Origin of the sequence: Aeromonas sp. CD (assembly GCF_033349375.1) — a bacterium.
Lineage (GTDB): Bacteria > Pseudomonadota > Gammaproteobacteria > Enterobacterales > Aeromonadaceae > Aeromonas > Aeromonas hydrophila.
This window is the reverse complement of record NZ_CP137631.1, coordinates 1823661-1843284: the sequence shown is the minus strand read 5'-3', so window position 1 is coordinate 1843284 and position 19624 is coordinate 1823661. Positions and strand designations below refer to the sequence as shown.

19 protein-coding genes are annotated in these 19624 nt (G+C 57.0%); 8 read left to right on the top strand and 11 right to left on the bottom strand.

The genetic code is table 11. The features are described 5' to 3' along the window. Positions 1-136 precede the first annotated feature (136 nt). The gene (locus R2E40_RS08610; RefSeq protein ID WP_318165236.1) at positions 137-799 is read right to left on the bottom strand and encodes a glutathione S-transferase family protein; all 663 of its coding nucleotides are present in this window, start codon (positions 797-799) and stop codon (positions 137-139) included. A 191-nt stretch (positions 800-990) separates the two neighbouring features. Further along, positions 991-1446 (bottom strand): hypothetical protein, encoded by a 456-nt coding sequence (locus R2E40_RS08605; RefSeq protein WP_011705601.1) that lies wholly within the window; start codon positions 1444-1446, stop codon positions 991-993. A gap of 201 nt (positions 1447-1647) precedes the next feature. Between R2E40_RS08605 and suhB the strand changes: the two genes are divergently transcribed. Next, positions 1648-2451 carry an inositol-1-monophosphatase gene (gene suhB / locus R2E40_RS08600; protein WP_016350372.1) on the top strand — a complete coding sequence of 268 codons (804 nt, stop codon included), beginning with the start codon at positions 1648-1650 and terminating at the stop codon, positions 2449-2451. A 439-nt stretch (positions 2452-2890) separates the two neighbouring features. Here the strand turns inward: suhB and R2E40_RS08595 are convergent, their stop codons facing one another. After that, the gene (locus R2E40_RS08595) at positions 2891-4522 is read right to left on the bottom strand and encodes a methyl-accepting chemotaxis protein (RefSeq protein ID WP_318165235.1); all 1632 of its coding nucleotides are present in this window, start codon (positions 4520-4522) and stop codon (positions 2891-2893) included. A 377-nt stretch (positions 4523-4899) separates the two neighbouring features. Between R2E40_RS08595 and R2E40_RS08590 the strand changes: the two genes are divergently transcribed. From R2E40_RS08590 to R2E40_RS08570, 5 genes are all read left to right on the top strand, one after another. Next, positions 4900-5832, top strand: a complete 933-nt coding sequence (locus R2E40_RS08590) for a ZIP family metal transporter (protein ID WP_318165234.1) — start codon at positions 4900-4902, stop codon at positions 5830-5832. Positions 5833-5926: 94 nt separating this feature from the next. After that, on the top strand, positions 5927-6694 hold the full coding sequence (locus R2E40_RS08585; protein ID WP_318165233.1) for a substrate-binding periplasmic protein: 768 nt from the start codon (positions 5927-5929) through the stop codon (positions 6692-6694). A 108-nt stretch (positions 6695-6802) separates the two neighbouring features. Beyond that, the gene (mtnN, locus tag R2E40_RS08580) at positions 6803-7495 is read left to right on the top strand and encodes a 5'-methylthioadenosine/S-adenosylhomocysteine nucleosidase (protein WP_024946103.1); all 693 of its coding nucleotides are present in this window, start codon (positions 6803-6805) and stop codon (positions 7493-7495) included. Continuing rightward, entirely contained in the window at positions 7492-8442 is a 951-nt protein-coding gene (locus tag R2E40_RS08575; RefSeq protein WP_318165232.1) for a cobalamin biosynthesis protein, read from the top strand. The genes mtnN and R2E40_RS08575 overlap by 4 nt, the downstream gene beginning before the upstream one ends. Further along, positions 8435-9256, top strand: coding sequence for a cobalamin-binding protein (locus R2E40_RS08570; RefSeq protein ID WP_318165231.1), 822 nt, complete (start codon positions 8435-8437; stop codon positions 9254-9256). The genes R2E40_RS08575 and R2E40_RS08570 overlap by 8 nt, the downstream gene beginning before the upstream one ends. Positions 9257-9345: 89 nt before the next feature. On the opposite strand, the gene R2E40_RS08565 is transcribed toward R2E40_RS08570, so the two are convergent. The 7 genes from R2E40_RS08565 to flaA form a co-directional block, all read right to left on the bottom strand. Further along, positions 9346-11433: a 6-hydroxymethylpterin diphosphokinase MptE-like protein gene (locus tag R2E40_RS08565; RefSeq protein ID WP_318165542.1), complete on the bottom strand. Its 2088-nt coding sequence runs from the start codon at positions 11431-11433 to the stop codon at positions 9346-9348. A gap of 7 nt (positions 11434-11440) precedes the next feature. Continuing rightward, positions 11441-11740, bottom strand: coding sequence for a hypothetical protein (locus tag R2E40_RS08560; protein WP_318165230.1), 300 nt, complete (start codon positions 11738-11740; stop codon positions 11441-11443). Further along, positions 11737-12159 (bottom strand): flagellar export chaperone FliS, encoded by a 423-nt coding sequence (gene fliS / locus R2E40_RS08555; protein WP_011705592.1) that lies wholly within the window; start codon positions 12157-12159, stop codon positions 11737-11739. The genes R2E40_RS08560 and fliS overlap by 4 nt, the downstream gene beginning before the upstream one ends. Before the next feature lie 25 nt (positions 12160-12184). Then, a complete protein-coding gene (fliD, locus tag R2E40_RS08550; RefSeq protein ID WP_318165229.1) occupies positions 12185-13594 on the bottom strand; it encodes a flagellar filament capping protein FliD in 1410 nt (469 codons plus the stop codon). Between the two features lie 26 nt (positions 13595-13620). Continuing rightward, complete coding sequence (locus R2E40_RS08545) at positions 13621-14061, bottom strand: flagellar protein FlaG (protein WP_282465597.1); 441 nt, start codon at positions 14059-14061, stop codon at positions 13621-13623. Between the two features lie 38 nt (positions 14062-14099). After that, positions 14100-15005, bottom strand: coding sequence for a flagellin B (flaB, locus tag R2E40_RS08540; RefSeq protein WP_106552255.1), 906 nt, complete (start codon positions 15003-15005; stop codon positions 14100-14102). A gap of 578 nt (positions 15006-15583) precedes the next feature. Beyond that, on the bottom strand, positions 15584-16492 hold the full coding sequence (gene flaA, locus R2E40_RS08535) for a flagellin A (protein ID WP_286040930.1): 909 nt from the start codon (positions 16490-16492) through the stop codon (positions 15584-15586). 416 nt (positions 16493-16908) lie between these two features. Between flaA and R2E40_RS08530 the strand changes: the two genes are divergently transcribed. Beyond that, the gene (locus R2E40_RS08530; protein ID WP_011705587.1) at positions 16909-17541 is read left to right on the top strand and encodes a trimeric intracellular cation channel family protein; all 633 of its coding nucleotides are present in this window, start codon (positions 16909-16911) and stop codon (positions 17539-17541) included. 101 nt (positions 17542-17642) lie between these two features. Continuing rightward, a complete protein-coding gene (locus R2E40_RS08525; RefSeq protein WP_039214967.1) occupies positions 17643-18035 on the top strand; it encodes a hypothetical protein in 393 nt (130 codons plus the stop codon). A gap of 77 nt (positions 18036-18112) precedes the next feature. Here R2E40_RS08525 and thiI read toward each other — a convergent pair whose 3' ends face one another. Beyond that, a complete protein-coding gene (gene thiI, locus R2E40_RS08520; RefSeq protein WP_318165228.1) occupies positions 18113-19561 on the bottom strand; it encodes a tRNA uracil 4-sulfurtransferase ThiI in 1449 nt (482 codons plus the stop codon). Positions 19562-19624: the final 63 nt, after the last annotated feature.

The following is a 19624-nucleotide window of genomic DNA, read 5'->3' as shown; positions in this document are numbered from 1 at the left end:
CGGCCGGGAGCAGGACACTCCCTAGGCTTGCGGTGATCTTAGTGATTCAGATCACGAAAAACGAACGAATCTTTATAATCAGCTTTCCCTAGTTTTTCTAATGTGACGGGGTTTTTAGCCCCGTCAGCAATAAAAATCAACGTGTTACCATCTGCTGGGCCTGTTTGACCAGATCCTCCGGCTTCTCGTTGCGCGGCGGTATGATGATCCCCTTCTGGCAGGCGGGCTTCTCTGCCATCCGGTCCATCCAGGCTTGCAGGTGGGGCAACCCCTCGATGGAGATGCCGCTCCAGTCATAAATTCGCACCCAGGGCCAGGTGGCGATGTCGGCGATGCTGTACTCGTCGGCCAGATATTCGTGATGAGCCAGGTGGCTGTCGAGCACCTCGAACAGACGGCGCCCCTCCTTCTGGTAGCGCTCGATGGCGGCCGGGATCTTCTCCGGGAAGTAGCGATAGAAGACGTTGGCCTGCCCCATCATGGGACCGACCCCGCCCATCTGGAACATCAGCCACTGGATAGCCTGGGAGCGGCGCTTGGGATCTGCCGGCAGCAGCTTGCCCGCCTTCTCCGCCAGATAAAGCAGGATGGCGCCGGACTCGAACACGGCGAAATCACCGTTATCCCGATCGACGATGGCCGGGATACGGCCGTTGGGGTTGATGGCCAGAAACTCGGGCTTCTTCTGATCCAGCGCCGACAGATCGAGCGGGATCACCCGATAGGGCAAGCCCAGCTCTTCCAGGGCAATCGCCACCTTGAAGCCGTTGGGCGTAGCGGCGGTATAAAAGTCGATCATCATGAACTCCTTGTGATTCACACATTGGTGCAAAGACGGCCACAGCCTCGCGCATGCGGGACGACAACGAACACAGAGTGGATGCCGCACCGGCATTTGCTCCGATGCCTGCATGGCAAAGCGGCACAATACTGGTCAGTTATGACAAATATTGTGCCGCTTGAACAGCCCGGACGCAGGGAAGAACGCGACTAGTTGCACAGCCCCATGGGTTGGCGCTGGCGCAGCAGGATCAGGCGGGACAAGAGTGGAAAGTAGGACTCCAGTTTGCTCAGCAGCACCCGGCTGCAGGCGGGATCGGCGAGTTCCGACTCTTCCAGCACGATACCGTTTGAGACGAAGTAGAAGCGCGGGTCCCGCACGTCCGGCCCCTGAATGGTGAGAGTCGCATCGCCTTTGCGCATCAGCAGCGGCAACACCGGCAAGCCGAACGTATCGCTGTTGCGCTGCCAGGCAAATTCCGGCCAGGCCGCATCGCCATCGAGCAGCAAGATCGCCGCCTCTTCCTTGCCTGGCTGCCATTGGCAAGGCTGGGCAATGCTCACCTCGTTGAAGTAGTCGCCATATCCGGTCGATGCGCGCAAGGCAGCCAGCAGCCCCTGGGTAGTGATTGCCGACGGTTTTTGACTGACTAATGACAAATTCATGATCCACGTCCCTATGCTCAATGCAGCCTGTTATTCGGCTGCTGCCCATAAGACTAGACCAAAAGGAGCCTATATTGGAGCCGTCAGATCTGGCAGTCGCCAAGGCTGGGGGGATAGCGTATAACGGTTGCCATTCTCGCGAAGACTGGTATGATACCGCGTCCTTTTATTCCCCGTTCTTTAACATCCAGTGGTGAACCTATGCATCCGATGCTGAATATCGCCGTGCGCGCTGCGCGCAACGCCGGTCAAGTAGTAGTAAAAGCCTTCTCTCAACCCGAGAACATCGAGGTTATCCAGAAAGGCAGCAATGACTTCGTGACCAACGTTGACCGTGAAGCCGAAGCGGCCATCATTCACACCATCAAAAAATCTTACCCGGAACACAGCATCGTGGCTGAAGAGTCTGGTGAGATTACCGGTACCAATCCGGACTACCAATGGATCATTGACCCACTGGATGGCACGACCAACCTGGTCAAAGGCATTCCGCACTTTGCCGTCTCCATCGCCCTGCGCGTGAAGGGCAAGACTGAACAAGCCGTTGTTTACGATCCGATCCGTGACGAGCTGTTTACTGCTACCCGTGGTAGTGGTGCCCAGCTGAACGGTTATCGCATCCGTGTCGGCAAGGCCAAAGAGCTGGCCGGCACCATCCTGGCCACCGGTTTCCCGTTCAAGCAGAAGCACCACATCGAGCCGTACCTGAAGATGTTCCAGAGCATGTTCATCGAGTGTGCCGACATCCGTCGTGCCGGCTCTGCCGCGCTGGACCTGGCTTACGTGGCTGCCGGTCGCGTCGACGGTTTCTGGGAAATCGGCTTGAAGCCCTGGGATACCGCAGCCGGTGAGCTGCTGGCCAAAGAGGCCGGCGCCATCGTCACCGACTTCGTCGGTGGTCACAACTACGAAAACTCCGGCAACATCGTGGTTGCCAACCCGCGCGTTCTGAAAGAGATGCTCGGCAAGATCCGTGAGAACCTGCCGGAGTCCCTGGCCAAATAAGCCAGCCTCGCGCAGCACACGTACCACAAACCCGGCCAAGGCCGGGTTTTTTTATGGCCGTCAGCAAGGAAAGTGTGCCTTTCTGCGTCATATCCCCACACGTCATTGCCCTACCTACCCCATCGGAGTGACTGCATTCGTTGCCCAGGCAAGGTGGCCCTTTGCTAGCTCTCTCTTCAACACGGCAAAAAGATACGCATCTTTACTAAGCCTGCACTGCGCCACCACCCGGCCTGACCTAGGCTGCTCTTAGGCCGACCCGGCTGCCGTCGCGGGCTTGCCACGCTGTTCTCAGCCCCTTCCTTCACCCCTCCTGGCAAACCATATGACTAATCCAGTAGCCGCCAGCCAATAACAAACAACCCGGCCAGAGCCGGGTTGTTTGGGTGCCTGCCAATGCAGACAGCGGTTGCGTCGCCCTCCCTGGCGCGCAGCAGCCTTACGCCAGGCGGAAACGGCCGATGGTCTGACGCAGACCGGCGGCCAGCTGGCTCAGTTCCAGGCAGGCACGGGCGGTGTGATCGGCCCCAACGGCGACCTCGTTGGAGGATTCGTTGATCCGCTCCACGTTGCGACCCAGCTCATCGGAGACCGCATCCTGCTCGCCGCAGGCGCTGGCGATCTGAATGGCCATGTCGGCGATCTGGGCCACCGCCTCTTCAATCTGCTGGATGCCGTTGCTGGTCTGCTCGCTCTGCTCCACGCACTGGCGGATCATCTCGCAGCTCTGGCCGGTCACCTCTTTGGCCTGGTTGGCACGTGCCTGCAGGGTTTCGATGATGGCAACGATCTCGCCGGTGGAAGCCTGGGTGCGACCCGCCAGGGTACGCACCTCGTCGGCAACCACTGCAAAGCCGCGACCCTGCTCACCGGCGCGGGCAGCCTCGATGGCGGCGTTGAGTGCCAGCAGGTTGGTCTGATCGGCGATGCCGCGGATCACGTCAACTACCACGTTGATCTGGGCGGATTCGCGCTCCAGTTCGGTGACCAGGGTACCCGCCTGTTCAATCTCTTCGGCAACCCGGGTGATGGACATCAGCGAGCTCTGCACATCCTGATTGCCACGGCGTGCCAAGGCATTGGCGGAGCTGGCCGACTCGGATGCGGTCTCGGTGTTGCCTGCCACATCGGCCACGGTGGCCTTCATCTGGGCCATGGCGGTGGCGACCAGCGAGATCTCCTGCTGCTGGCTCTGGATCCCCTGTGCCGACTGCTCGGAGACGGCGCTCACCTCTTCAATGGCGGCACCCAGCTGAGTCACGGCGGCCACAACTTCTTCAATCAGGCCACGCAGGTTGTCCTGCATCTTGAGGGAGGCCTTGGCCAGCATGCCCAGCTCGTCGCGACCAATGTGCTGGCGATCCAGCTGATGGGTCAGATCGCCGGCGGCGATGGCGTTGGCCTGCGCCACCACGGCCTGCAGCGGCAGGCAGATCTGGCGGGTCAGGAACCAGGTCATGGCCACCATGAACAGCAGCAGGCTGCCGATGCTCACCATGGCAAAACTGGTCACCATGTTGACGCTGCCAAGCAGGCTGCCACGGTTCTCTTTCACGAAGCCAAGGTTCACTTCCACCAGGCCGTTGACCGCCAGCTCCAGCTCGCCATAAATGGGGTTGGACTGGAACAGCTGATCCCTGGCCTGGGCAAGCTGACCCTGCACCAGCAGTTGATCCACCAGATTGACCGAGTTCAGGTAGCGCTGCCACTCCTGCTTGGCGCGGTTGAACACCTGGCGCTCATGGTCGGCACCGACCGTGGCCTCATAGGCACGAAAGGCCTGCTCGACTTTCTGGACGCTGGCCTGGATCCGGCCGCGACGCGCCTGCAGATCGGTGGCGTCATCCACCATCAGCAGGGCAAACTGGGCACGGCGCACGTAGGATACGTCGTAGAGCAGGTTCTCGACCGAGAGTACGCTCGGCAGGGTGGAATCGGTGAAATTCAGCACGCGATCGCGCACGCCGCGCAGCTCGCTGGAGAGAAAAATACCGAATATCACGTTGACGGCGGCAATGACCGCAAAGACCACGGCAATCTTTTTGCCGATAGACAGATTTTTGTAAAACATGGTGGCTGGTGATCCTCGACTGCTGACAAGCAGGTGCACAGTGGCGATCACATCCGTATGAACTGGTAACCCGGGCTTTCCTGGCGGGAGATGGGACGTTGCGAAAGACCAAGGGAAGGGTGGGTTTCGCGAGGGCGGCACTTTACCACAAACCTGCCTACTCCTTCACCAGCTTTAGCCGCAACAAAGCAAGTTGTTTTTCCGTACAACCAGATCTTCATCACAAACTATTCAAGGCGACCAAATCATTTCAAATAGTTAGCCGATGAATGCAATCGATGCACCGGCATGGACAAGTCAGGCCCGGCTCGCTGTAATGCAAGAGTCCCCGGAGGGCGCCTCGCCGTCCCCGCCATCAAGCAAGAGAGGTGATCTTCATGGATAACGCGTCGGCCCTGCCCCTTTCCTCCTGGTCTGCCCAGCTGCGCGAGCAACTGCGGGCACGCCCGGTGATCGCCATCGGCCTGCTCGTTGCACTGGCGGCCGTCGTGCTGTTGCTGCTGCAGAGTCTGGTGATGCTGGCCGCCGGCGACATCAGCCCCGGCGTTCGCTACGGCCTGCTCGGCGGCCTGGCCGGCTTTGCCGCCACCGCGCTCGGCGCCTTGCCTGCCCTCTTTCTGCGTTCGGTCCCCCAGCGTGTAGAAGACAGCATGCTGGGCTTTGCCGCCGGCATGATGCTGGCGGCCAGCGCCTTCTCCCTGCTGCTGCCGGGACTCGAGGCGGCAGAGGGGATCACCGGCGACGGCTTTCTCGCCGCCGCCGTGGTGGTGGCAGGCATGACCCTCGGGGTGCTGCTGATGCTGGGGCTCGATCAATTCACCCCCCATGAGCATGACAAGACCGGCCCCTGTGGTCCCGGCCACGAGAGTTGCTCCCGGGTCTGGTTGTTCGTGTTTGCCATCGCCCTGCACAACCTGCCGGAAGGGATGGCCATCGGGGTGAGCTTCTCGCAGGGCGACATGTCGGTGGGTCTGCCGCTCACCACCGCCATCGCGTTGCAGGACATACCGGAAGGGCTGGCGGTGGCGCTCGCCATGTGCGCCGCCGGTTTTCACCCAGGCAAAGCCGTGCTGGTCGCCATCGGCAGCGGCCTGCTTGAGCCGCTCGGGGCCCTGCTCGGCGTCGGCCTCTCCAGCGGGCTGGCCATCGCCTATCCCATCGGCCTCGGACTGGCCGCCGGCGCCATGCTGTTCGTGGTCTCCCACGAGGTGATCCCCGAGACTCACCGCAACGGCCACCAGACCCACGCCACCCTGGGCCTGATGGCCGGGTTTGCCTTGATGATGACCCTCGATACGGCGCTTGGTTGATAAGGTTCTGATATATGGCGTAATGTTTCAGCACTAGCGCCGTAACATCGGCGGGCAACGTCGCATTTCCCCACGCATTGAGGGCCAGCATGACATGATATTCCGAGTGATGATGCTGGGTTGTCTGCTGGCAGTCGCTCACCGGGCCGTCTCTGCCACCGAAATCTATCGCACGGCCGCGCAGCCCGAATCCGCCCCCAAATACACCCAGATGGCGGATGGCCGCATCGGGGGATTCTGCGTCGAGCTGTTTCGACTGCTGGAGCGCCAGGAGCCCGCCCTGCGCATCCAGGGGGATCAGCGCTTTGTGCCCCTCAAGCGACTGGAGAAACAGGTGCGTTTCGGCCAGCTCGACTTCATCTGCGGCGTGGGCGACAACCCGGACCGTCGCAACCACTTCCTCTATCTGCAGCCCCCCATCTTCACCGTGCGCTACCACCTGGCAGTGCGCAGCGATGATCCGGTCGAGATCCGCCAGTGGGACGATGTCAGGGCCCTTGGCGAAGAGGGCATCATCCTCATCAATCACGGCAGCGGCGCCATCGAACGACTGCAGGCCCTGCCGGGGCTCATCATCGACAGCGGCGGGATCAGCAGTGCCGCCAATTACGACAAGCTGCTGATGAAACGAGGGCGCTTCGTCTACTACCGCTCACCCGGCTTCGAGGCCGACCTGCTGCGCCACCATCTGAGCGGCCAAATTCGCATCCTCCCCACCGCCATGGAGACCATTCCCTTCTATATCCTGTTTTACCAGCGCACCTCCCCTGCCCGGCTGGCCCTGTTCGCCAATGCCCTGCAACGGCTGGCGGACAGCGGCGAGCTGGCTGATCTGGCTGATCTGGCCAAGCGCTACCCTTAAGCCCCCCCTTCACATCGCACAGTATCGGAATGCTCGGCGCCATCGCCAACTTTTGTTATGATCCACAACAACTTATTCGGCCGCATGGCCATCAAGACGAGGTGAGTGATGAAAGTAGGTATTATCGGCGCCATGGAACAGGAAGTGGCCCTGCTGCGCAGCCAGATGAGCAACCCGACCACCCTGCAACTGGGCGGCTGCGAGTTCTATCAGGGCACCCTGGCAGGCAAAGAAGTGATCCTGACCCGCTCCGGCATCGGTAAAGTCGCCGCCAGCGTCGCCACCAGCCTGCTGCTGGAAAAATTCGCCCCCGACTATGTCATCAATACCGGCTCTGCAGGCGGCTTTGCCCAGGACCTGCACATCGGTGACGTGGTGATCGCCAGCGAGATGCGCTTCCACGATGTGGATGTCACCGCCTTTGGCTACGAGATGGGCCAGATGGCACAGCAACCGGCCGCCTTCCCCTGCGACGAGACGCTCATCGCTGTCGCCCAGGATTGCATCGCCGAGCAGGGCAAGCATCAGACCAAAGTCGGCCTCATCTGCACCGGCGATCAGTTCATGTGCAAGCCGGACGCCATCGCCAAAGCCCGTGCCGACTTCCCGCAGATGCTGGCAGTCGAAATGGAAGGGGCGGCCATCGGTCAGGTGTGCCACATGTTCAAGGTGCCCTATCTGGTGGTGCGTGCCATGTCCGACATCGCCGGCAAGGAACAGGTTGAATCCTTCGATGCCTTCATCGAGGTGGCCGGCAAGCACTCCGCCGAGGTGATCATCAAGATGCTCGGCAAGCTGTGATCCAACTCACCACGCTGGAACAGATGGCCGCCACTCCGGCGGCCATCTTGCTCGGGGCCGCCCTGCTGGAGGCCATCGTACCCTGGCCAGCCCACTATCGGCTCTCCGCCGTCGTGCCGCTGTTGACCCGGCTGGGTCACAAGGTGTGTCGCCCCGATGGTGCCCCCGGTCAGCAATTGCAGGCCGGTCTGCTGGCCATGCTGATTGTCTGGCTGCCTTGCGCCGCCGGACTCTGGGCGGTGCGCAACCTCTCGCTCTCGGAGCCGCTGTTCGATCTGCTGTTTCTGCTGCTGATGCTGGAATCGCGTCCGCTGCGGGAGCTGGCCCGTGCGACTCGCTCGCTGACAGACCAGGATACCTTGGTGGTGGCCAGGTTGCAGGCCGCCCCCTGGCTCAGGCGCGATACCGGCAAGCTATCTCTGATTGGGCTTGCCAAGGCGGTCAGCGAAAGCTGCACCCTACGTCTGATTGGACAGTGGGCCGGCCCTCTGCTGGGATTTGCCCTGGCGGGGGTGCAAGGCGCCCTGCTGTGGCGCCTCGCCCAGTTGATGAATCAGGGCTGGAGTCCGAAACTGCCAGCCTTTGCCCACTTTGGCCGAGCCGCCGCCGTGCTCTATCAGGCCCTGTGCACCCCTGCCATCTTGTTGCTGGCACTGCCCTTGTGCCTGACCCAGCTACGCCAGCTGGCAAGCCGGCTGCGCACGGCGATGCGCTGGCCCTACCCCGCCATGGGAATACTGCTGGCGCTGCTGTCCGGCTCGCTGGGCTGCAAGCTCGGTGGTCCCCGCTACTATCAGGGCAGCTTGATCCGCTTCCCCGTGTTTGATGCCGCCGCCGAGCCGGAGGCCGGTACAGCCCTGCACCTGCTCAACCGTCTGCAACAAGCCGGTTGGGGCTGGCTGGCACTGGCATTGCTGCTCACTGTACTGGAGCACCTGCATGGCTAGATGGCTCACCCTGCTCTGCCTGTTGTGCGTGTCGCCTGCCCTGCAGGCCGGGACGCCTGCACGCATCGTCAGCCTCACTCCTCATCTGACCGAACTGCTGTTTGCCATCGGTGCTGGCGATCGCATCGTCGCCACCGACGATGCCTCCGATTATCCGCCCGGGGTCAAACGCCTGCCCCAGGTGGCCAATTACCGCAGCATCAATCTGGAAGCCCTGCTGGCCCAAAAGCCCGACTTGATCGTCGCCTGGCGATCCGCCCAATCCCGTATGCTGGCCCCTGTCGAGCAGCTGGGGATCCCGGTGTTCTATTCAGAACCGACCGACTTTGCCTCCCTCGCCACCGAGATGCGGGCGCTGGGAAAAACATTGGGGGTGGAACAAACCGCCAATGTCGAGGCCGATGCCTATCTCGCCCGCCTGGCCGCACTTGGGCAGCGCTACGGCAAGCCAAAACATATCAAGGTGTTTTATCAGCTCTGGTATCCACCGCTCACCAGCGTTAGCGGCAATGCCTGGCCCGCCCAAGCCATCGAGTTGTGCGGTGGGGAAAACGTGATGGCAGCGGCCCGCACGCCCTACCCCCAGGTCAGCCTGGAGCAGGTGATCAAGGCCAATCCGGCGCTGATCCTGGCAGGGAGTCAAGATCCCGACGCTCTGCGCCACTGGCAACAATGGCCCAATCTAGACGCCGTCCACCATCAGCGCCTTCATCTCATCAATTCGGACGAACTGCATCGTTTCACCCCAAGAGCCCTCAACGCCGTGGAGCAGATATGCCTTGCCATTGAAGAGGCACAATTGCCAAGCCTGTAAAGCGCGCAGCTTGGTCATTTTCGCAATAAAAAAACACCGGCCATAGCCGGTGTTTTTTTATTCAGCAGACATGTGATGAGGGATAGCCGTTACTTCTGCTTGAAGATATCCAGCCCCACGAAATAAACGGAATCGTGACGCTGGAAGGCATCGGCATAAATCGGCTTCGCATCATCAAAGAATCGCTCGAGGATGGTCTCGGCCTCTTTTATCTTGGCTTCGAACTTGTCAGGAGCAGCGTCAAGCAGGGTCATCATCAAACCAATGATGTTGGCGTAGAAATAGTTCATCGAGCCAATCAAAATGCGATAAAGATGGCAATCACGGCTCATCAGCAAATAAAGCAGATAATCGTGATGACGCTGCATCATGGCCAATATTTCATTGTGTTCGTATTTGACCGCTTGCCAGTCGGTACGCAACTTCTCCAGCAAATCGTCAAACAGCGGTACGTTGAGCGCGGCATTGAAGTCGATACTGGTCATGTCGAACGGCTGGAAACTGCGCGCCATCAGCTCATCAAGCAGAGCGATTTTATCCAGCTCAGAGCTGTTTATTTGCAGAGCATCAACTCGTTGAGGGATGGCACCGTCAATGTAAGCACCATCACTGCAATTCAGGCAGCGTATATCCGGATGGCCAGTCAGCACGCGCGTCATATTATGGATGGCCAGACCAAACAGGTGATTGATCCGCACTTCCCCGCCAAAATTGCCTGGAGCCGGGAAAGTATCTTTTAGACTTTCATTGTACTTGGCTTCTTTCTTCTCGTTGTAATAGAGGCTCAAACTGGAGTGATGCTTGTCTGCATACTTGTAACCATTGTCTATCCCGAACAGGTATACCTGCTTGAAACCGAGCAGGGCAGCATAGTTGAGACCGGTATTGCCAACGAAGGGGTTGGAAAATTCAATGGACTCATACTCGAAAGCCTGACCAAACCGGCTGACCAGCATGGCAAACATGGGTTCATTAGGTTTGAAAGTCAGACCTGTTTTGCGGAAAAAAGTCTTGCACTCGGGGTGGATCACATCGACGCTGAGGAACACCGCATCCTTGAGAAAGTCATCAGCATCGAGAATGCGCAGAAAATCTGCCGAGCTCTTGGTCCGCTCCACCGCCACGTATATGTCAGGCTTGATACCTGCCTTGTACAGGGCACTGACGGCGGTACCGCAGGCGATGATGATGGCTTGTCCCTGATGCTGCCGGATAAAGTCGATGTTCTGATCCAGCGACGGTCCGTTACCGACCACGAATACCGGTACCTGCTCGGCCAACGAGGTATCCCGCTCCCTTTTCAAGAACGGCGTGCCATCCTGTAGATGGGTGTGACTGTGAGCCAGTGCATAAATATTGTCATCAAAGAAACCCCAACCCGTCTTGAGCAGATAAAGCTCACCCTCAGCCTTGTCGATCAAGTCATGCAGCTTGGGGGAGTGGTAAGTACAAAATGAGAAATAACTCGCCGACCAGAATGCCCCTTTGCGATGCATCGCTTCCATCATGTCGGCCACCAGCAGTTGCTCATCCACACCGATAAAAAGATGCAGGCTCAGCGACTCCTGCTCCATATATTCGAGCAGTTGGTGCCAGTCAAAACAATAAAGCGAGGCATAGAACATATCGATATCCGGTTCGAAAGCAAACAGATTTCGAACCCGGCACCGCTCATACAGGTAGCCCAGCTGATAACCCAGGCCGATCCCGTACATGAATGACAAGGGAATGTCGGCATCCAGCGCCTTGCGAAGCGGCAAGCCTTCCAGCGATACATTATCTTTTAGTTTGGAAATGGCATTGTTGTAGGCGATATGGATTTGGCCCTCCAAATACCACTGAGGAACGAAGTCGATACATTCAAGTACGCTATGCTCAATCACCTCGGCAATCTGGGCTTGTGCTTCGGCAAATGGATCGTCTCCATACAGGGAAACCTTGTCATCAAGCCACAGAATATTTGGAATGCCATTTTCATTACAGAAAAACCGGAAGGCTCTAGTCGGCTGATACTCTTTGAAAAATGCATGGATCCCTGGCATGTATTTTGCAAAGGCAGCCATATTAAGCTGATGGCGAACAGGCAACACCGCCAGCATGGCGGCCTCCTGTTCTTTTTGAACTGCAAGACGGGAAAGCTCTTCCTCTGCACTTTCAATGTTTTTATTAAAGTCCATTCGATATTTAACCCGCATTCGACTTGTAAAGGCTTGTTGCTCGCCCAGCCTTCGAGAATTGGCGCAATTCATCTTCTGCCAGACTCCTGGCGCTAGCGATTCGCTCATGGATCATTTGAAACTGCAACAGAGCCTGTTGCTGTTTCATATCAAGGTGGCTTTCCACGGGGAACTCCCGAAACACACCATCGAAAGCATCAAGATAGTGATCCATTTGTGCCTCCGCTGCCGACAACTCATTTCTCTCCAGCAGCAGCAACAGCTGGCTGCCGTGAGCCATCAACCCGGACAAAATGGCGTCGCTCATTCCGTCCTGCCCGCTTTTTGCTGGGCAATGGCCTTGTCGCGCTCTTCGACCGGAATGGCATCCCAGCCGCTTTTGACGGTCAGCATCAGGGTCATTACCTCATCAATGGCAGCGATGTCCATGTCGCGGCTGGCATCCATCATCCGCACCTTCATATAGTCATACAGAGCAAAAAGATCCTCCGGCACCTTTCCGTAAGAGAGATCCAGCGAGTCCTGCAAACCATTGATGATGGCCATAGTTTTGGACACAGACTGGGATTTGCCCTCGAAATCACGACGCTCGATGGCGCCACGGGTCTGGGCAAGCCGCTCTAGACAGCCCTGCATCAACAACTGGATCACCCGGTAGGGATCGGCCACCGCAAGCTCAGACTGCAGATTCTGGGTGGTATAGGCCTTGATATTTTTCCGATACATACGAGACACGGCTCCTGACTACGTATTAATTCGTTTTGGTATTGAGCAGGTTGAGATAAGAGGCCGACTTGTTCATCTTGGCCAACATGGTGTCAAGGCTGCCATAACGGGCACGCAGGGTCTCCTGATACTTGATCAGCTGGGAAGCAACATCCGACTCCTTGCGGCTTACCTCACGCAGATCCGAATTCAGCGTATCTTCCCGCTTGGCCAGCAAGCCACCGGTTTTGGAGTAGGTTTCTAGCTGACTGGCTAGCTTGCCTGCCACCCCATCCTTGCCGCCAAAAACCGCCACCACCTGGTCAAAGTTTTTGTCGATGGCCTCGCTGAACTTGGTGTCATCAATGGAGAGAACCCCTTTGTTGTCCATCTTCACACCCATCTGGAAAATCGTTGAGTAGGTTGAGGATTTTTGTGAGGGTTCGGTAATGGCACCGTTCATCATGTTGATCACGGCGCGTGTCGTCGCATCACCAGCCAAGGCTCCGCCATCATTCTGGCTTTTTCCGGCCACGATGGAGTTGCGTTTGCCCAGCTCATTGCTCTTCTTCACCAGCGCGTTGTAGCCGTCGACAAAGCTTTTGACCATGTCTTTAATGCCGGCCTTGTCGGTGCTTACATCAACCTTGTTCGAGCTGTAGGTCTTGACGGGATTGCCATCTGCATCGGTCGAGGTCGTACTGTCCGACTCTTTGAGCACAGTCAGCTTGAGTCCGACAATGGTGCCATCAAAGGTATTGGTCGCGCTGGTCAGCGTGTTGCCATCCACCTTGATCTTGGCATCCTGAGCACTCTGACTCTTGGTCAATTTGGATACCAGGTTGTCGGTCAACTCGGTGGTGCTGCCGGTGATCTGCAGATCCTTGCCACTGCCGCTGACCCCGGAATCGATCATCAGCTTGGATTTACCATCGGAGGTATTCATGATGTTGACGCTCAAACCAAAGTTGTCTGCGTCATTGTTGATGCGCTTTCGAATGGATTGCAGCGAATCGCCAGCTTTGACATCGACATCAAAGGTCTTGTCGCCAGCCTTGAACGTCAATTTTCCGTCTTGGGTGATAAGAGGGGTAGTCGACGAGTCGAAGGTACCGTCAAATTTGCTGGTTTTTGCCAGCTGTTCGACGCTGATGTCATATTGCCCATTGGAGGCCCCTGCCTTGCTCTCCACCTTGAGCACAGGCTTGTCCTTGTCCTGGGTAATGTTGATGGAGCGTTTGTTGAACGCGTCATCTTTCGCCATCGCCTGCAAGGTAGTCACGAAAGAGGCAATGGCAGATTTCAGCTGCCCCACACCGGAGAGAGTGATTTGAGTGTTGGTCTTCTTGGTGGTGATGGGCTGCATCAGCTGTGCTTTTTTGGCATCGACGCTGGCAGCAATCACTGACTCCAAATCGAGTCCGGAGCCGGCACCTGCAGAAGTAATGGTGGGCATACTCACTCTCCTCTTAAGTTTTCATATCAGATCTCGTTATCGAGCAGCAACCCGGCGCGTGAACCTCCTCCGGTCGCATCACTCTCACGCAGATCTTTAATTCGTTTGCTGATGGCCAGCAACTCTTCGCTCGGGATTTGCCGGATCATTGACTTGGTCTCGGCGTCTACCACCTTGATCACCACTTGATCCAGATCCTTTTCAACACTGAAATTGACGGTCCAGCCTTGCAACTTACTGAACTCTTGCAACTTTTGGACCTCATTTTCAATGTCTGCCTGAGGCACATCCTGTTTGGCGTTTTTTTCACCAGACTGTCCCTCTTGCTGTTTTTTCACATCCTGTGCCGTCACCCGCTGCTCTTCCGTCGTGCCAGATAGCACTTGAGCGGCCGATTGGCCGCTCTTGCTACTTGACTGAAGAGAAGAAGGAGTGACCGATGACGGGATCCCAATTTCATTGGCCATATCGTCGCTCCTCTTTCTATCTCATCACTGCGTTTCTGTTAACCCAGCAGGGACAGCGCAGATTGCGGTCTTTGGTTGGCTTGCGCCAGGATGCTGGACGCCGCCTGTTGCAGAATGTTCTGCTTGGTCAGGTTGGCAGTCTCGGTCGCAAAGTCTGCGTCACGGATACGAGAGCGTGCAGCGCTCAGGTTCTCGGAAACGTTAGACTGGTTGCGAATGGTCGAATCGAAGCGGTTTTGCACCGCACCTAGCTCTGCCCGTTTGCTGTCAACTGCCTTGATCATGAAATCAAGGTTGGCCATGGCCAGCTGAGCTCCACTTGCTGTTTTAATACTGTTAACGCTTGTTGTTGTGGCAGCAGTGGTTGCTTTTGTCACAGTATACTTATCTGCTGTCGCAGTAGACGCGACCGTTGCACTTCCCTTTGTTGCTGAGGCGATACCTTTGATACTAAAGGCAGATGTCATCTTAAAAGAAATGGTTTGACCGGCATCAGCACCGACTTGGAAAGTCCCTTTGTACTTGCCATCAAGCAGCTTCTGCCCACCAAAGGTAGTGTCTTCAGAAATACGGTCTATCTCAGTTATTAGCTGATCATATTCCTGCTGCAGTGCGACACGGTCGTCTGTGTTATTGGAACCATTTGAGGACTGCTGAGCTAATGTACGCATCCGCTGTAACATGGAAGTTACTTCATCCATGGCCCCTTCTGCCGTTTGGGCAACAGAGATACCATCGTTGGCGTTGCGGTTACCTTGATCCAGGCCGTTGATCTGAGAGGTCAAACGGTTGGAGATCTGCAGACCGGCAGCATCGTCCTTGGCGGTGTTGATACGCAGACCGGAAGCCAGTCTGGTGTAGGACGTATCCAGGGACTTGTTGGTGTTCATCAGGTTACGCTGGGCGTTCAGTGATGAAGTATTCGTGTTGATATACATGGCCATAAAATATTCTCCCGAAGAACATGCGACTGCGGGTTGCGCCGCCAAAGCGGCGTCCCACCGTTAGAAGAACAGGTTGAACGATCCTGATTCTTCTGGCGGGTGTCTGTTTGAACGGACAGGCCACCCGCAGTAGTGCAAACGTTGGATTCCGAACACCCCTCGATTGCTTCACTTTATTTAACGGCAGCACAGCGACAAGCTTTAGGAAAATAATTGCCGAAGGTGGCAAGTTTTGTCCGGCAAACGGCAAACGGCAGGCACCCTATGTCCTTGGACGCGGCAGCAGACCTGAGACCAGCTTGGAGAGATGAATGAACATATTTGGCACAGTTTGTGCTTTGCTATGGGGGAGTGGCGTCAATTTGACGGCACAATAAAAAGAGGCCGGAAAATCCGGCCTAAAACGAGCATACGCTCAGGAGAATATGACCAAGCGTGACAGAACTGAACAGCTGTACAACACTTGGCTTTACTAGTAGAGAATAGATTCTCTCCCGATAGAACAGAGTGCGAACCGAACACCCCTTTGTTCCATCTCTTGACCAGGGCGGCCTGAACAACCGCCCTGTTTTCTTTTATCAGCCTTGCAGCAGGGAGAGTGCTGACTGCGGACGCTGGTTTGCCTGGGACAGTATGGTCGAGGCTGCCTGTTGCAGAATGTTCTGCTTGGTCAGGTTGGCGGTCTCTGTCGCGAAATCGGCATCGCGGATCCGTGAGCGCGCGGCACTGACGTTTTCAGAAACATTCGCCTGGTTGCGAATGGTCGAATCGAACCGGTTCTGCACCGCACCCAGTTCCGCGCGCTTGCTATCAACCACCTTAATCATAAAATCCAAGTTAGCCATGGCTAGTTGGGCTGCGCTTGCCGTTTTGATACTGCCCACACTAGTCGTTGTTGCTGCTGTCGCCAGCTTTGTGACTGTGTATTTATCGGCTGTAGCAACAGATTGAACCGTTGCGCTACCTTTAGACGCTGATGCTATACCATTCAAGGTAAAGGCTGATGTCAGTTTAAAAGTAATTGTCTGGCCAGCATCAGCACCAACTTGGAAGGTTCCAAAATAATTGCCGTTTAATATATTTGTACCACCAAAAGTAGTATCTTTTGCTACTCGGTCAATCTCGGTAATCAGCTGGGTGTACTCTTGCTGCAACGCGGCACGGTCGTCCGTGTTATTAGAGCCGTTGGCGGACTGCTGAGACAGGGTACGCATTCGTTGCAGCATGGAGGTGATTTCATCCATGGCGCCTTCGGCAGTCTGGGCGACGGAGATACCGTCGTTGGCGTTGCGGTTACCCTGATCCAGACCATTGATCTGGGAGGTCAAACGGTTGGAAATCTGCAGGCCGGCGGCATCGTCTTTGGCGCTGTTGATGCGCAGACCAGATGCCAGACGGGTGTAGGATGTATCCAGAGATTTGTTGGTGTTCATCAGGTTACGCTGAGCGTTAAGCGATGAAACGTTCGTATTGATATAAAGACCCATGACCATTCTCCTAAGCTATTAAATTTGCTATCTAATTTGCTCGAACTTTATTGTCTTTCCTGTTCGATGCGTCTTATTTAACGGCCTCTTTTTCGATGTCTTTAGCATTATTTTCAACGCTTCATCGCATTAACGCCGCTTACCCTATTTATCGGCATGTTCTCGTTGAACTTGAGGAAAAAAATACCCTGTTTTTCCTGCAAGGTTCATGATGCAAACAACAGAGGGCGATGGGCAAGGCAGCGTGAGCCTTGCCGGCCATCTGGTACCGTTCAGATACCATGACGATGGCCGGCGCCATCACTGTCGACAAAAACTTGGTCTGGCTCCCACTTCTGGCAGGCAGCCATTGGTCAGACGTCGCGATCCCCCCTAAAATCGCGGCCCCATCAACAATTGGACGTGAGTTGTTCTCCATGCAGACACTGGTTGAGCAGATTGTTTACATCAGCGACATGTTTGGTACTGCGGTATTCGCGTTTTCGGGGGTTTTGGTGGCGGGTCGTCTCAGGATGGACGGTTTTGGCGTCATGGTATTGGCGGCAGTCACCGCCATCGGGGGCGGAACCATCCGCGACATGATCCTGGGGGCCACCCCCGTCTTCTGGGTACGCGACCCTCTCTACATCTGGGTGGTGATAGCAACGGCACTCATCGGGATGTGGATGGTCAAGCTGCCCCGCCGCATGCCCTGGTACGTGCTGCCGGTCGCCGACGCCTTCGGGCTGGCACTCTTTACCGTGATCGGGGCACAAAAAGCCCTCAACTTTGGTACATCGGGGCTGATAGCCGTATTGATGGGCACCATGACAGGGGTGGCTGGCGGCATGATCAGGGACGTGCTGGCCCGTGAGGTGCCCATGGTCTTGCAAAAAGAGATCTATGCCACCGCCTGCATCCTGGGGGGCATCCTCTATACCCTGGCGCTGGAGATAAACGTGGATCGGGTGACCGCCATGCTCATCTGCATGACGGCGGTGTTCGGTTTGCGGGTGGCGGCCATCTATTGGCATCTGTCACTGCCCACCTTCTCCCTGCAGCGCAATTGATGCCGTGGCCAGGGGGAGAGTCGCACTCCTGGCCAGGTTGCGTTGAACCAAGCAGGCTTTTCTGTTGTCATAAGGTCCAGTGTTGTAAGCCGGAATCCCTCATGCAAAAACTTGGACTCATCACATCACTGCTATTGATGAATGTGGCAACGGCGCAGGCCGAAGCGCAGGTACTATTTGGTCGGCTCGCTTCCACCCCGGTGCAGCAGTTCAACCAGCAGATCCGACAGGCAAGCACTGCCCAGCAGAGCTGGGTCAATGACTATCGTGAAGTGGCATTGCGTTTTGTCGGCCACAGCGACATCCCCAGTCGCATCCAGGCACAACAGCTGGACAACGATCTGGTGCTCTCCGTTGCCCTCGACGGCACCAAGAGCGACATGATCTACATCCTGACCCTGTTTCGCAGCAACAACCTGTGGCAGATGCGCCAGGCGGAGATGGGGTGGCGCTGTCAGGGGCAATCCACCTTTACCCCGGTGCCCTGCCCTTAACGAAAATCATCTCCCCCGAGTGAAATAAAAAAATCCGGCTCATGGCCGGATTTTTTTATGCATGCGTGAACGTCATACTACGGACGGTACACCTTGACGTTGGCAAAGCCCTTCTCTTTCAGATAGAGCGCCTGCAGCTTGCTCATCACGCCGCGATCGCAGTAGAGCAGGTAGGTCTTCTCCTTGGGCAGATCGCCAAAGGCGGTGGCCAGCTTGAAGAAGGGGATATGCATGACCTCACGCCCTTCCACCTGCAACGGCTTCTCGTCGTGCTCGTCCATGGAGCGGATATCGAGGATCACCTCGTTGTCGCCGCTCTCGGCGGTAGTCTCCACTTCCTGCACCTCGGCGGCGGTCTCTTCACCGATGCGACGAATGTCGAGGTAACGGGCCTCGGCCACCACCTTGTCCAGAATGGCGAAGTCGAAGTTCTCCTCTTCCGCCTCGATGCGGGAGAGCTCGGCCTTCACGGTCGGCTTCTTGGAGATGACACCGCAATACTCCGGCATGGTCTCGGCAAACTCCAGGGTGCCGATGCGACGGGCTTCGCTGATGATGTCCGGCTTGTCCCAGGTGATGAGCGGGCGCAGGATCACCTTGTCGGTCACCCGGTCGATGACGTTCAGGTTGGTGAGAGTCTGGCTGGAGACCTGACCCACGCACTCACCGGTCACCAGGGCCGGGATCTGGAACTCGTCGGCCACCTTGGCGGCGGCGCGCATCATCATCCGCTTGAGCACCACGCCCATCTGGCCGTTGTCGATCTTCTCGAGGATCTCGGCCACCACCGGCTCGAAGTCCACCGCGGTGAAACGCACCCGGTGGGAAGAGCCGAAGCGGTTCCACAGGTGATAAGCAACCTGCTTGACGCCGACCTCGTGAGCGGCACCACCCAGATTGAAGAAGCAGTAGTGCACCCGGCAGCCGCGTTTGATGAACTGGAAGGAGGCCACACCGGAGTCAAAACCGCCGGAGATGAGGCTCAGCACATCTTCCTGGGTGGCGATGGGCATGCCGCTCAGGCCCTGATGGATGGCGCTGACGATGAAGAGCTCTTCGCCGTCGATCTCGAGGTTGATCTTCACATCCGGGTTCTTGAGGCGCACGCCGTTGCTGACGCAATGCTGATTCAGGCCACCACCCACGTAGCGCTCTACTTCGAGGGAGGAGAACTCGTGCTTGCCGTGGCGCTTGGCGCGCACGCAGAAGGTTTTCCCCTCGAGCTGGTCACCCCACACGGCTTTCACCTGTTCGAAGATGTCGTGCAGGTCGGTAAACTTGCTGGCCTGCACCTCGAGGAAGGCCTGAATGCCGGGGATACAGGCCAGGGCTTCGATGGCCTGCTCGCGGAACTGGTCATTGCGGGAGCTCACGATCAGCTTGTCCCAATCCATCCGCACCCGGGCATCGTCGTCAAAGCGGCGCAGGACATTGCGGATATTGCCCTGCAGGATCTTGATGAAACGCTGGCGAACCGACTTGCTCTTGATGGTGATTTCCGGGAACAGCTTGATAATGAACTTCATGGGGGCTCTTTAAATTTTAAGGTAAATCAATGACTTACAAGTAGATGTGGGAACGAATGTTAG

What these genes read in the sequence shown, in the direction of transcription:
- fliD (WP_318165229.1), bottom strand. Translation starts at nt 13,594, where the DNA reads ATGCCCACCATTACTTCTGCAGGTGCCGGCTCCGGACTCGATTTGGAG.
- R2E40_RS08545 (WP_282465597.1), bottom strand. Translation starts at nt 14,061, where the DNA reads ATGGCCAATGAAATTGGGATCCCGTCATCGGTCACTCCTTCTTCTCTT.
- R2E40_RS08585 (WP_318165233.1), top strand. Translation starts at nt 5,927, where the DNA reads ATGATATTCCGAGTGATGATGCTGGGTTGTCTGCTGGCAGTCGCTCAC.
- R2E40_RS08530 (WP_011705587.1), top strand. Translation starts at nt 16,909, where the DNA reads ATGCAGACACTGGTTGAGCAGATTGTTTACATCAGCGACATGTTTGGT.
- R2E40_RS08595 (WP_318165235.1), bottom strand. Translation starts at nt 4,522, where the DNA reads ATGTTTTACAAAAATCTGTCTATCGGCAAAAAGATTGCCGTGGTCTTT.
- fliS (WP_011705592.1), bottom strand. Translation starts at nt 12,159, where the DNA reads ATGTATCGGAAAAATATCAAGGCCTATACCACCCAGAATCTGCAGTCT.
- suhB (WP_016350372.1), top strand. Translation starts at nt 1,648, where the DNA reads ATGCATCCGATGCTGAATATCGCCGTGCGCGCTGCGCGCAACGCCGGT.
- flaA (WP_286040930.1), bottom strand. Translation starts at nt 16,492, where the DNA reads ATGGGTCTTTATATCAATACGAACGTTTCATCGCTTAACGCTCAGCGT.
- R2E40_RS08525 (WP_039214967.1), top strand. Translation starts at nt 17,643, where the DNA reads ATGCAAAAACTTGGACTCATCACATCACTGCTATTGATGAATGTGGCA.
- flaB (WP_106552255.1), bottom strand. Translation starts at nt 15,005, where the DNA reads ATGGCCATGTATATCAACACGAATACTTCATCACTGAACGCCCAGCGT.
- thiI (WP_318165228.1), bottom strand. Translation starts at nt 19,561, where the DNA reads ATGAAGTTCATTATCAAGCTGTTCCCGGAAATCACCATCAAGAGCAAG.
- R2E40_RS08570 (WP_318165231.1), top strand. Translation starts at nt 8,435, where the DNA reads ATGGCTAGATGGCTCACCCTGCTCTGCCTGTTGTGCGTGTCGCCTGCC.
- R2E40_RS08590 (WP_318165234.1), top strand. Translation starts at nt 4,900, where the DNA reads ATGGATAACGCGTCGGCCCTGCCCCTTTCCTCCTGGTCTGCCCAGCTG.
- R2E40_RS08560 (WP_318165230.1), bottom strand. Translation starts at nt 11,740, where the DNA reads ATGAGCGACGCCATTTTGTCCGGGTTGATGGCTCACGGCAGCCAGCTG.
- R2E40_RS08565 (WP_318165542.1), bottom strand. Translation starts at nt 11,433, where the DNA reads ATGGACTTTAATAAAAACATTGAAAGTGCAGAGGAAGAGCTTTCCCGT.
- R2E40_RS08610 (WP_318165236.1), bottom strand. Translation starts at nt 799, where the DNA reads ATGATCGACTTTTATACCGCCGCTACGCCCAACGGCTTCAAGGTGGCG.
- R2E40_RS08605 (WP_011705601.1), bottom strand. Translation starts at nt 1,446, where the DNA reads ATGAATTTGTCATTAGTCAGTCAAAAACCGTCGGCAATCACTACCCAG.
- mtnN (WP_024946103.1), top strand. Translation starts at nt 6,803, where the DNA reads ATGAAAGTAGGTATTATCGGCGCCATGGAACAGGAAGTGGCCCTGCTG.